The organism is Rahnella ecdela, from assembly GCF_019049625.1.
In the GTDB taxonomy this organism is placed as follows: domain Bacteria; phylum Pseudomonadota; class Gammaproteobacteria; order Enterobacterales; family Enterobacteriaceae; genus Rahnella; species Rahnella ecdela.
Genome location: NZ_JAFMOY010000122.1, coordinates 121,702 through 134,266, shown reverse-complemented (window position 1 = coordinate 134,266; position 12,565 = coordinate 121,702). Strand labels below are relative to the sequence as shown.

11 protein-coding genes are annotated in these 12,565 nt (G+C 53.3%); 3 read left to right on the top strand and 8 right to left on the bottom strand.

What is annotated here, in order from left to right; genetic code table 11:
- Window positions 1–187: 187 nt before the first annotated feature.
- From hemG to pepQ, 4 genes are read right to left on the bottom strand one after another with little or no spacing between them, the layout of a single operon-like run.
- A complete protein-coding gene (gene hemG, locus J1784_RS10130; protein WP_217149090.1) occupies window positions 188–727 on the bottom strand; it encodes a menaquinone-dependent protoporphyrinogen IX dehydrogenase in 540 nt (179 codons plus the stop codon).
- Window positions 728–749: 22 nt separating this feature from the next.
- Window positions 750–2,201: a Trk system potassium transporter TrkH gene (gene trkH / locus J1784_RS10125; protein WP_217149089.1), complete on the bottom strand. Its 1,452-nt coding sequence runs from the start codon at window positions 2,199–2,201 to the stop codon at window positions 750–752.
- A 37-nt stretch (window positions 2,202–2,238) separates the two neighbouring features.
- Entirely contained in the window at window positions 2,239–2,850 is a 612-nt protein-coding gene (locus J1784_RS10120) for an IMPACT family protein (RefSeq protein WP_217149088.1), read from the bottom strand.
- Window positions 2,850–4,181, bottom strand: a complete 1,332-nt coding sequence (pepQ, locus tag J1784_RS10115; RefSeq protein WP_217149087.1) for a Xaa-Pro dipeptidase — start codon at window positions 4,179–4,181, stop codon at window positions 2,850–2,852. The genes J1784_RS10120 and pepQ overlap by 1 nt, the downstream gene beginning before the upstream one ends.
- Window positions 4,182–4,370: 189 nt before the next feature.
- On the opposite strand from pepQ, the gene fadB reads away from it, so the two are divergent.
- Window positions 4,371–6,563 carry a fatty acid oxidation complex subunit alpha FadB gene (fadB, locus tag J1784_RS10110; RefSeq protein ID WP_217149086.1) on the top strand — a complete coding sequence of 731 codons (2,193 nt, stop codon included), beginning with the start codon at window positions 4,371–4,373 and terminating at the stop codon, window positions 6,561–6,563.
- Window positions 6,564–6,574: 11 nt separating this feature from the next.
- Window positions 6,575–7,738 carry an acetyl-CoA C-acyltransferase FadA gene (gene fadA, locus J1784_RS10105; RefSeq protein ID WP_217149085.1) on the top strand — a complete coding sequence of 388 codons (1,164 nt, stop codon included), beginning with the start codon at window positions 6,575–6,577 and terminating at the stop codon, window positions 7,736–7,738.
- Window positions 7,739–7,870: 132 nt separating this feature from the next.
- Here the strand turns inward: fadA and fre are convergent, their stop codons facing one another.
- From fre to pepE, 3 genes are all read right to left on the bottom strand, one after another.
- Window positions 7,871–8,572, bottom strand: coding sequence for an NAD(P)H-flavin reductase (gene fre, locus J1784_RS10100; RefSeq protein ID WP_217149084.1), 702 nt, complete (start codon window positions 8,570–8,572; stop codon window positions 7,871–7,873).
- Window positions 8,573–8,620: 48 nt separating this feature from the next.
- Window positions 8,621–10,111: a 4-hydroxy-3-polyprenylbenzoate decarboxylase gene (gene ubiD, locus J1784_RS10095; RefSeq protein ID WP_120509303.1), complete on the bottom strand. Its 1,491-nt coding sequence runs from the start codon at window positions 10,109–10,111 to the stop codon at window positions 8,621–8,623.
- Window positions 10,112–10,303: 192 nt separating this feature from the next.
- Window positions 10,304–11,029 carry a dipeptidase PepE gene (gene pepE, locus J1784_RS10090; protein WP_217149083.1) on the bottom strand — a complete coding sequence of 242 codons (726 nt, stop codon included), beginning with the start codon at window positions 11,027–11,029 and terminating at the stop codon, window positions 10,304–10,306.
- Between the two features lie 172 nt (window positions 11,030–11,201).
- Here pepE and rfaH point away from each other — a divergent pair, with 172 nt between their 5' ends.
- Window positions 11,202–11,690 carry a transcription/translation regulatory transformer protein RfaH gene (gene rfaH, locus J1784_RS10085; protein WP_217149082.1) on the top strand — a complete coding sequence of 163 codons (489 nt, stop codon included), beginning with the start codon at window positions 11,202–11,204 and terminating at the stop codon, window positions 11,688–11,690.
- A 59-nt stretch (window positions 11,691–11,749) separates the two neighbouring features.
- Here rfaH and tatD read toward each other — a convergent pair whose 3' ends face one another.
- Complete coding sequence (gene tatD, locus J1784_RS10080) at window positions 11,750–12,541, bottom strand: 3'-5' ssDNA/RNA exonuclease TatD (RefSeq protein ID WP_217149081.1); 792 nt, start codon at window positions 12,539–12,541, stop codon at window positions 11,750–11,752.
- Between the last annotated feature and the right edge of the window lie 24 nt (window positions 12,542–12,565).

The window sequence follows — 12,565 nt, the reverse complement described above, 5'->3', positions numbered from 1 at the left end:
TTTTACAAGATGCGGTGTTTTCACCGGGTTGATTCTTCCTGACTGGTCGACTTGGTTCTCGTTAGAGGAGTCGTTGTTCCCGGTCAGTGGAGGCGCATTATAGGGAGTTCTCAGAAGGCCGCAACCCTTAATTAAAAAAAACTTTTCGAATGCTTTCTTTTTGGTCTATACGTCTATTTAGTCCGCATTAATGCGATTTTTTATACGATATCTGGCCAAAATCTTCAGCGAATTTAGCCACCTGCTCCCAGTCGGTGTATTCCACTTCTTTACGGGTGTCTGTTTCGCCGCCTGTCATACGCATAATAAGTTGGATCATCACCTTATCGAACCAGCGATATCGCGGATAACGCAGCGCTCCGGCGAATACTGCGCATAGCGCAGGTTTCCACGACGTGGCCAGCAGGAACTTACGCACATAGGCATTGGTTTGCGGTGTCCTTTTCTCAGCTTTACGCGCCGTCAGATTCACACCGAAGAATGCCGAAGGCATCTGGTTCAGAGTCTGCTCGTGTTTTTCAACGAATTTATCCAGCACCGGATTAAAATGACCATAACGTATAGAAGCGCCTATCATGACCTGGTCATAGTTTTTCAAATCGACGTGTTCAGCATGAACGAGATCGATGACATCGCAGCTGCACTTCTCTTTCAGTTCACTTGCTATATAAGAAGCAATCGCATGCGTCTGTCCGTCACGACTTGAATAGAGTATCAATGCTTTCATTCTTGTTTCCCTTTCTTAAAACTCATTCGCGCCAGAATGTCGGCGTGAACAGTACTAATAATGTGAAGACTTCGAGGCGACCAAACAGCATGGTGACGATCAGGATCCATTTCGCCACTGAATTCATTGAAGCAAAGTTATCGGCCACTACGCCTAATCCCGGCCCAAGGTTATTCAGCGTCGCGGTGACCGCGGCAAAAGCCGAGAAATTATCCACGCCGGTCGCCACGATCGCCAGCATGCTGATAATGAATACCAGCGCATAGGCGGAGAAGAATCCCCAGACGGCTTCAATAATGCGTTCCGGCAGAGCACGGTTACCCAGTTTGATGGTGTAAACCGCATTCGGGTGAACCAGCCTTTTCAGTTCGCGTGAGCCTTGTAAATAAAGAAGGAGGATGCGGATAACTTTCAGGCCGCCACCGGTGGAACCCGCACAGCCGCCGATAAAGGCAGAGCACAGCAACAGAAGCGGCAGGAACAGCGGCCATTTGGAAATACTGTCTGTGGTATACCCTGCCGTGGTCGCCATCGAAACCACCTGGAAGAAGGCCTGATTGAGCGTTTCCAGCGGTGAGCCGTAGGTATTGTGGATCCACAGAATCACCGTACAGATGACGACCAGCGTGAACTGCACACCGATAAACATACGAAATTCGGGATCACGCCAGTACACCTTCAGGTTTCTTCCGCTCAATACCGCAAAGTGCAGACCGTAGTTACAGCCGGAAATCAGCAGGAATACCGCAACGATGGTGTTAATGGTGCCGCTATGGAAATAGCCGATACTGGCGTCGTGCGTCGAGAAACCACCGATCGCAATCGTCGAGAAACTGTGGCCAATCGCATCAAAGACCGACATCCCCGCGCCCCAGAGTGACAGCGCGCAGGCAATCGTCAGCAGAACATAAATAAGCCACAGCGTTTTGGCCGTCTCGGCAATACGCGGGCGCATCTTGTTATCTTTTAGTGGCCCCGGCATTTCGGCGCGATACAACTGCATCCCCCCGACGCCCAATATCGGCAGAATCGCCACGGCGAGCACAATGATCCCCATCCCGCCAAACCATTGCAGCATCTGCCGGTAGAACAGAATCGCTTTCGGCAGTGAATCCAGCCCGACCAGCGTGGTCGCACCCGTCGTTGTCAGACCGGAAAAAGATTCAAAAAAGGCATCGGTAAGGGAAAGATTCGGTCTTTCAGAGAAAAGAAACGGCAGTGCCCCGACGCTGCCCAGCACCGTCCAGAACAGCACGACAATCAGGAAACCCTCGCGGGGCTTGAGCTCACTCTTTTGTTTCCGGTTGGGAAGCCAGAGTAAGAGCCCGATGGTCAGGGCGACGAAGAATGTCTGACTGAATGCACGCCCCGCACCATCACGGTAAATTAAAGCGACCAGTCCGGGAATGATCATCGTTCCCGAGAAAAGGATGACGAGCACCCCCACGATGCGTGTTATGGCACGAAAATGCATGCTGGTGCGTTCCTCAGCGAATTAACCATAGAAAAATTTAAGAAACCGGACGCAGGATAAGCGTGCCACGGCTGATATCGAATAAATGGCTGACTGTTGCCGGTGCATCCGCAGCAGGCAACGCCAGAACGAGATCTACCGCAGCGCCGAACTCACTGCGTAAAATATGACCGCCAACTTGCGAAAGCAGCGTTTCCACCAGCTGTAACTGGCTGTAATCACACTGCACCGCGAATTCCGCCAGCGGAACTTTTTGCTGCACGACAAGTTGCTTTAATGCCTGCTGAACTCCCCCGCCGTAGGCTTTCACCAGACCGCCGGTGCCCAGCATAATTCCGCCGTAATAACGCACTACGACAGCGGTAATTTCTCCGATCCCGCTTCCCATCAGCTGGCTGAGGATTGGTTTGCCTGCTGTGCCCGCAGGTTCCCCGTCATCAGAAAATCCCAGTTGCTGAGAATCATCCGGCGCGCCAGCCACAAACGCCCAGCAGTGATGACGCGCTGCAGGATGCTGATTTCTGACCTCCTGAATAAAAGCTTTCGCCGCTTCAACCCCCTCGGTTCTCGCCAGCAGGGTGATGAAACGGCTCTTCTTTATTTCTTCGCTGAAACTAACAGACTCAGCGGGGACGGAGTAAGGCTGCATCAGGCCAGCTTCAGATCACGTGTCATATTCTCGATACGATTATCGTGGATGACAATGTTGTCTTCGATACGAATGCCGCCATAAGGCTTCATTGCGTCGATGCGATCCCAGGCAAAGTGCTTGCTGAACTGCCCTTCGCGCCACGGTAACAGCAACGAATCAATGAAATACAAACCTGGCTCGATGGTCAGCACCATTCCCGGCTCAAGGACACGGGTACAACGCAGATAAGGATATTGCGAAGGCGCCGCCAGATGCGTACCGGTGTCGTCCTGCATGAAACCGGCCACGTCGTGTACCTGTAATCCCAGCGGATGTCCCAGACCATGCGGCAGGAAAGGCCCGGTCAGGTTCTGTTCCACCATCGCATCTTCACTGATATCGACCACCAGCTTGTGCGCTTTCAATAATTTGGCGATACGGTGATGCATCTGAACATGATAGTCGGTATAGCGCACACCGGCTTTAATCGTATCGATCAGCGCCAGTTCTTCGGTATTAAGATCTTTGATCAACGCAGCGAAATCACTGTCCGGTTTTGCGGCATACGTACGCGTCAGGTCAGCGGCATAACCGTTGTATTCCGCACCGGCATCCAGCAGGAAGCTGCGCATTTCGGCAGGCGGCTGGTTATCGAGCGTGGTGTAATGCAGCACGGAAGCGTGTTCATTGAGCGCGACGATGTTGCCGTAAGGTACGTCGGTATCACGGTGTCCGGTGGCAGTCAGATACGCCAGATTGATGTCGAACTCACTCATGCCCGAAAGGAATGCTTCTTTCGCCGCACGATGGCCGCTCACCGCCACTTTCTGCGCTTCACGCATGCAGGCCAGTTCGTAATCTGTTTTGTAAGCGCGATGATAATGCAGATAATCCAGCACCGGTTTCGGATTCACGTTCGCCGCAGGAATGCCCATGCTGATTGCGCGATCCTGACTCGAACCGATGTAACCGACGCGCTTGAGATCAACTGGCAACTGACCTTTGATGTCATCGGCATTCGCCAGCGGCGTCAGGGAAATTTCTTTGGTCCAGAAAGACTCCGGCAGCGGCTCGTGGCTGTGCCAGTAGTCCACGGGCGAATAAAACCACAGCTTCGGCGCATTCACGCCATCCACCCATAGCCAGCAGTTTGGTACCTGAGTGACCGGCACCCAGGCTTTGAACTGCGGATTTACTTTGAACGGATAACTGTGGTCATCAAGGAAGGTCGTCAGCAATTCACCGGAGTGAATCAGTAACGCATCAAGCTGAGAACGTTGCAGAATTTCACGGGCACGCGTCTGCAGCGTGGCGATATGTTCTTTATAAAGCGTAGTAAGCGATTCCATCCAACTGTCCTTTTTTCACCTGAAAGACGATGCAGCATCTTACCACAGCCTCACCGTGACCATAGTCCCGGAAGGTTTGTGATCTTGCCTGCAAATAAAACACATCTCATTTGCAAATTATTAACATAAAAACCACACTCGAAAGCATCTGGTCATACCAGATCATCCCAGATGATTCAGGAGAGACACATGCTCTACCAAGGCGAAACATTACACCTGCACTGGCTCGACGGCGGTATCGCGGAGCTGGTGTTTGATGCTCCAGGCTCGGTGAACAAGCTCGACACCCAAACGGTCGCCAGCCTGGGCGAAGCGATTGCGATACTTGAAAAACAGTCTGACCTGAAAGGTCTGCTGCTTAGTTCAGCCAAACCGGCGTTTATCGTAGGCGCGGATATCACCGAATTTTTATCCCTGTTTAATGCGCCAGCTGAAAAACTGCATGAGTGGTTAGATTTCGCCAACAGCATTTTTAACCGCCTGGAAGACCTGCCGGTGCCGACGCTTTCTGCCATCAGCGGTTATGCGCTGGGCGGCGGCTGCGAATGCGTGCTGGCGACGGATTTTCGTATCAGCACCGCTGATGCGCGTATTGGCCTGCCAGAAACCAGTTTAGGCATCATGCCGGGCTTCGGGGGATCCGTGCGTCTCCCGCGCCTGATTGGCACCGACAGTGCGCTGGAAATTATCGCCGCCGGTAAAAATATCAGCGGAAAAGAAGCCCTGAAAGTCGGGCTGGTGGATGCGGTGGTTGAAGCAGATAAACTGCGCGACGCCGGTATTACCATGCTGAAAAACGCTGTTGACGGCAAACTGGAATGGCACAGCCGCCGTGACCCGAAGCGTCTGCCGCTGAAACTCAGCCAGATTGAAGCGGCGATGAGCTTCAGCGTTGCCAAAAGTATGGTTATGCAAAATGCCGGTAAACATTATCCGGCACCAATGACCGCAGTGAAAACCATTGAAGCCGCCGCGCGTCTGGGCCGCGACGAAGCATTGCAGCTGGAAACCGCCAGCTTTGTCCCGCTGGCACAATCGAAAGAAGCCCGCGCGCTGGTCAGCATTTTCCTTAACGATCAGTTCGTGAAAGGCAAAGCCAAAAAACTGGCGCAAGACAGTGAGAAACCTAAGCAGGCCGCCGTACTGGGTGCGGGTATTATGGGCGGCGGTATCGCTTATCAGTCTGCGCTGAAAGGTGTGCCGGTGGTGATGAAAGACATCAACGATCAGTCCCTGACACTCGGCATGAACGAAGCGGCTAAGTTGCTGAACAAGCAACTGGAGCGCGGTAAGCTCGACGGCCTGAAAATGGCCAAAGTGCTTTCAACCATTCAGCCGACGCTGAATTACAGCGGCATCGAACGCGCCAATGTAGTGGTCGAAGCCGTGGTGGAAAATCCAAAAGTGAAAGCGGCGGTACTGGCTGAAGCAGAATCTCTGCTCGGCACCGATACCGTACTGGCCTCAAATACCTCAACCATTCCTATCGATCAGCTGGCGTCCTCGCTGAAACGCCCGGAAAACTTTTGCGGTATGCACTTCTTCAACCCGGTTCACCGTATGCCGCTGGTCGAAATCGTGCGTGGCGAGAAAACCTCAGACAAAACGATTTCGCGTATCGTCTCTTACGCACTGGCGATGGGTAAAACGCCGATTGTGGTCAATGACTGCCCGGGATTCTTCGTCAACCGCGTGCTGTTCCCGTATTTCTCCGGCTTCAGCTTGCTGCTGCGTGATGGCGCAGATTTCCGCCAGATCGACAAAGTGATGGAAAAACAGTTCGGCTGGCCGATGGGCCCGGCCTACCTGCTGGACGTGGTCGGTATCGACACCGCTCACCATGCACAGGCCGTGATGGCTGCCGGTTTCCCGCAACGTATGGCCCGCGATTATCGCGATGCCGTGGATGTGCTGTTCGACAACCGCCGTTTCGGTCAGAAAAACCAGCTCGGTTTCTACCGTTACAGCGAAGACAGCAAGGGCAAACCGCGCAAGGAAGTCGATGAACAGGCGATCAGCCTGCTGGCCGACAATCTGAAACCGGCACACGCGGACTTCTCACCGCAGGACATCATCGCCCGCATGATGATCCCGATGATTAACGAAGTCGTTCGCTGCTTTGAAGAAGGCATTATTGCCAGTCCGGCCGAAGCCGACATGGCGCTGGTGTACGGCATCGGATTCCCTCCGTTCCACGGCGGCCCTTTCCGTTACCTGGATACCCTTGGCACCGCCGAATATCTGAAAATGACAGAGCAATATGCACATCTGGGGCCGATGTACCAGGCACCGGAAGGGTTACGCGCCAAAGCGCAAACCAATGAAAGTTACTATCCGGTTGCGGCTCCGCTGGAAAACCTCAGCACCGGTAATCAGGCATAAGGACCGAAATCATGGAAAACGTAGTCATTGTTGACGCAGTCCGCACGCCAATGGGCCGCTCGAAAGGCGGCGCATTCCGCCACGTCAGGGCTGAAGATCTCTCCGCGCATCTGATGCGTGCCGTTCTGGCCCGTAATCCGGCGCTGAACGCCAAAGATATTGATGATATTTACTGGGGCTGCGTCCAGCAGACGCTGGAACAAGGCTTCAATATTGCCCGTAATGCGTCACTGCTGGCGGAAATCCCGCATAGTGTTCCTGCGACCACGGTCAACCGGTTGTGCGGTTCTTCCATGCAGGCTCTGCATGATGCTGCGCGCGCTATTATGGTCGGTGATGCCCAAGTGAGTCTGATTGGCGGCGTGGAACATATGGGTCACGTGCCGATGAATCACGGCGTGGATTTCCATCCGGGCCTGAGCAAAACTGTGGCGAAAGCCGCAGGCATGATGGGACTGACGGCAGAGATGCTGGCGAAAATGCACCAGATCAGCCGTGAAATGCAGGATGAATTTGCCGCGCGTTCCCATCAGCGCGCGCATGCCGCCACGGTCGCCGGACATTTTGCCAATGAAATTGTTCCTACCGAAGGCCATAACGCAGAAGGCGTACTGACCCGGTATGATTTTGACGAAGTGATCCGCCCTGAGACCACGGTCGCCACACTGGCGGCACTGCGACCGGCGTTCGATCCGGTCAACGGCACCGTTACGGCGGGCACATCTTCTGCCCTGTCCGACGGCGCATCGGCAATGCTGCTGATGAGCGAGACCCATGCCAAATCTTTAGGTCTGAAAGCTCGTGCCCGCATCCGTGCAATGGCAGTGGTCGGCTGTGACCCGTCGATTATGGGTTACGGCCCTGTACCGGCAACGCGTCTGGCACTGAAACGTGCCGGACTGAGCGTGCAGGACATCGGCCTGTTCGAGCTGAACGAAGCTTTCGCCGCACAAGCCTTACCGTGTGTGAAAGATTTGGGACTGCTGGAAACGATGGAAGACCGCGTCAACCTGAACGGCGGCGCTATTGCGCTTGGTCACCCGCTCGGCTGCTCCGGCTCACGGATCTCCACCACGCTGCTGAACCTGATGGAGCGCCGCGACGTCCAGTTTGGCGTGGCGACCATGTGTATCGGTTTGGGTCAGGGCATCGCGACCGTTTTCGAACGCATCTGATTTCCTCTTTCTTCAAAAACAAAAAAGCGGACATAAAGTCCGCTTTTTATAAATCATTCTTACCCGCTTTAGTTGCCGTTTTCCCGCCTGTCAGGGGCGGGCTTTTTCATCATTCTTTTCATCTTTAAAGGGTCAGATGAAAGAGAAGGCATCACCAAACAGACGGTCTTCCTGCGCACCGCGCTCCGCGACAAAACGCTCACGGGCAATTTTAGCCATCTCAAAACGACCGGCGATATAAATATCGTGCTCAGCCAGCGTGGAGAAATCCTGTAAAACTGCGCTCAGAACCGTACCGCTTCTGCCCTGCCAGCCATCTTCCGGCTGTTCAACCACCGGGATCACTTTCAGGTTCGGATGATTAATGCTCATCGCTTCCAGTTCACCGAGATCATACAGGTGCTTTAGCTCACGCCCGCCCCAGTAAATGGAGATATCGCGATGCGGCTGCTGTTCGAGTGCGGTGATAAGAATCGAACGGACGTAGGAGAATCCGGTACCCCCGGCAATCAGCACCAGCGGACGGTCGCCGTCTTCACGCAGCCATGCATCTCCGTGAGGAATATCCACGGTGATCGCCTGCTCTTTCAGAATGCGATCCATGACCGCCATCGCATACAGATTCAGTTCTGACGCGCCGATGTGCAGCTCAATCACATTGTGTTGAGCTGGCGTAGAAGCCAGCGAGAACGGGCGCTTGTCGCGCTCATCCATTACCACCATCAGATACTGACCCGCGCGGAACGAGAAAGGCGCTTCCGGAACAAGACGAACGCGATACACCGTATCCGTTATCGCCTCGACCGAGGTCACTTTACAGCTCAATGTTGTCATGCGTTCCCTCTGTGGGTCATCAAAGCAAAGCGTAGGACAAAGATTCGATTATTTTTTCGCATCGTCTTTATCATTAAGAATAGCGAGTTCATCCCAAATAGCGTCGATACGCGCGGTGACCTCCGGATCTTTCACAATCGGACGCCCCCATTCACGCTGCGTTTCACCCGGCCATTTGTTGGTCGCATCCATCCCCATTTTTGAACCCAGCCCGGAAACCGGAGAGGCAAAATCGAGATAATCAATCGGCGTATTTTCTACCAGAACCGTATCCCGTGCGGGATCCATTCGGGTGGTAATCGCCCAAATCACATCGTTCCAGTCGCGGGCATTCACGTCGTCGTCGCACACAATCACAAACTTGGTGTACATAAACTGACGCAGGAATGACCAGACGCCCATCATCACGCGTTTCGCATGACCGGCGTATTGCTTCTTCATGGTAACGACAGCCAGACGGTACGAGCAACCCTCTGGGGGCAGATAAAAATCAACGATTTCCGGAAACTGCTTTTTCAGGATTGGCACAAACACTTCATTCAGCGCCACACCCAGAACCGCAGGTTCATCCGGCGGACGGCCGGTGTAGGTCGAATGATAGATAGCGTCTTTACGCTGGGTCATGTGCGTGATCGTGAACACCGGGAAACTGTCTACTTCATTATAGTAGCCGGTGTGGTCACCATAAGGACCTTCAGGTGCCATTTCGCCCGGTTCGATGTACCCTTCCAGCACAATTTCAGCGCTGGCCGGGACTTCCAGATCGTTAGAAATACACTTCACGACTTCGGTTTTATTGCCACGCAACAAACCAGCGAAGGCATATTCAGACAGCGTATCGGGAACCGGTGTCACAGCACCCAGAATTGTCGCCGGATCGGCACCCAGCGCCACGGACACCGGAAAACGCTGCCCCGGATTCTGCTGGCACCACTCCTGGAAATCCAGTGCGCCGCCGCGATGAGACAACCAGCGCATAATCACTTTGTTTTTGCCCAGCACCTGCTGGCGATAAATGCCCAGATTCTGGCGCGGTTTGTTCGGGCCACGGGTGACGGTCAGACCCCAGGTGATCAGCGGTGCGGCATCTTCCGGCCAGCACTGCATCACCGGAATTTTGGTGATATCAACGGCGTCGCCTTCCCAGATTTGCTCCTGACAAGGTGCGGAATGCAACACTTTGGTCGGCATATTCAGCACTTGTTTAAACTTCGGTGCTTTATCGTATAAATCACGAAAACCGCGCGGCGGCTCGGGTTCTTTCAAAAACGCCAGCAATTCACCGACTTCACGCAACGCGCTGACATCTTCTTTGCCCATGCCCATCGCCACACGTTGCGGTGTGCCGAATAAATTGCACAGGACCGGCATGTCATAGCCTTTTGGATTTTCGAACAGCAGAGCCGGGCCACCGGCACGCAAGGTGCGATCGGCAATCTCGGTCATTTCCAGATAAGGGTCGACAGACTGGCTAATGCGTTTCAGCTGGCCTCTCTTTTCGAGTAACGAGAGGAAGTCACGTAAATCACGGTATTTCATGCTAATTCTGAGTCGCCGGGTTGAAGGAGGGCATTATAGAGCCTCTCCGGGGTTGTTGCTGCTTTTTTGTTATCAGCAGGTTTCTTTTTAGTAAAGCCCTTACCACAAGCAAAATCTGATAACGAAAAAGCAGTATAACCGTCAGTCCTGTTATTTCTGGTCTGACGGTGCGTATTGAGGACTGTGCGAAAATTACTGGCAGTTAAAAGGTACCAGAGACTGAATCGCCTGAGTATCCTGATATTCCTGCGTTTCATGTCCGTGACGGAACACCTTGAAGCCCTGATCTTTTGCACTGAAATAACTCAGATCATTTCCGGAAACCTGCAACAGGCTGCCTTCACGTAACGCAATCACGGATTCCGACGGATTAACCGCGCAGAATTCTGCAATGCGTTCATCACGGGTTTCACCCATGTGACCACTTAAATGCGCGTCAATGTAATGCGGGTTGATTTGCACAGGGAACAGACCCAGAGCAGGCAGCACCACGGAATTGCGCACCGGCATATCATTGGTGGTACGAATGCTTGGTGTCGCGACATTACAACCTGCGCTCCAGCCGACATACGGCACATTGCGTTCACGCACTGCGCGCTGAATCGGCACGATCAGGCCGTTTTCATGCAGCAACTGATTGAGCATCCAGGTATTTCCGCCGCTGATAAGAATACATTCCGCGCTGGCAATTGCCTCAGCCGGGTTTTCTGCATGATGAATGCTGCTGACCTGAATGCTCAGCGCATCTGAAAGTTCTTTCGCACGCGCATCATAATCACTGCGGATCAGCGCATAAGGAATGAGGACGGCAGACGTAATTTTGCGGGCCTGCAACATGGTCTGGATACGCGCTTTCGCGTAGCCCAGTAACTCCGATTCGCCAGACAGCTTACCGTTACTCAGTAAGAACAACTCCATGAGACTTCTCCTGATAAAATAAGACTAATAGAGGGGATAGGAACGTGCTTTTCTTCGATAATAAAAGATAACGGGTCGACAATCAGCAAACGTCTGCAAAGACTTGCACCGTCTGTATCTCATGAGCGGCTTTTGGTATGCTGCCCCGCTCAACGTTTTAATGTGGGAACCTATGGAATCCTGGTATTTACTCTATTGCAAACGTGGTCAGCTTCTGCGCGCCAAAGAACATCTTGAGCGCCAACAGGTTAACTGTCTGACACCAATGATTACACTGGAAAAACTGGTGCGTGGTCGCCGTACGGCGGTCAGCGAGCCCCTGTTTCCAAATTACATGTTCATTGAGTTTGACCCTGAGCGGATCCATACCACGACGATCAACGCAACGCGTGGTGTCAGCCACTTCATCCGCTTTGGGACAAAACTGGCAACCGTTCAGCCGGACGTGATTAAACAACTGATGGAGCCGCCGACGATTGAAGTTCGTGATCCTGATACGCCGTATGAAGGCGATTCGGTTGTCATTACTGACGGTATTTTCGCCGGTATCGAAGCCATTTATACCGAGCCCGATGGCGAGGCTCGCTCGCTGCTGATGCTCAACCTCATCAATCAGCCTGTTCGCCAAAGCATTGAAAATACCCATTTCCAGAAACTCTGACCGGCATTTCCAACATATTCAGACGAAAAGGCACCCTTCAGCGGTGCCTTTTAATAGATTCAGCGACGTTCCGGCAACGCAAATAGCTTACGCGCATTGGCATCGGTAATATCCGCCAGCCATTGCGGGTCTTCACCCCGCCACAGCGCCACCTTTTCCACGATATGCGACAGGAAAGCCGGTTCGTTGCGACGGTTCTTCGGTTTGTTTTCCATGTCCCGTGGCAATAAATACGGCGCATCGGTTTCCAGCATCAGCCGTTCAGCCGGGATCAGCGGCAACATTTCACGCAGTTCCAGTCCGCGACGCTCATCGCATACCCAGCCGGTAATCCCAATCGAGAGGCCAAGGGACAAATACAGCTCAAGCTCCTGGCGGGTGCCTGTAAAACAATGCACCACGCCACCCGGCAAATCGGCCAGCCAGGGCTTCAGTAAGGCGGCAAAACGCTCACCGGCGTCGCGACAATGCAAAAACACCGGCAACTGCAACTCTTTCGCCAGTGCCAGTTGCGCTGTAAAAGCGGCTTCCTGAAGATCTGCCGGTGAAAAGTTGCGATTGAAATCCAGCCCGCATTCACCGATAGCGACAACATTCGGCAATTCAGCCAGCTTGCGAATACCTGCGGCAACCTGCTCATTCCAGTCACTGGCCTGATGCGGATGCACGCCTGCGGTAGACCAGCAAAAGTCCGAATGTTGTGACGCCATCTTTTGCGCTTCGACACTCTCCTGCGCAGATGTACCCGTGATCAACATACCGCTCAGCCCGGCGGCTTTGGCTCTTTCCACTACCTGTGGCCGGTCTTTATCAAACTGGCTGCTGGTGAGATTTATACCGATTTCAAACATGGGGAGTCCTGAAACAGAAACCGC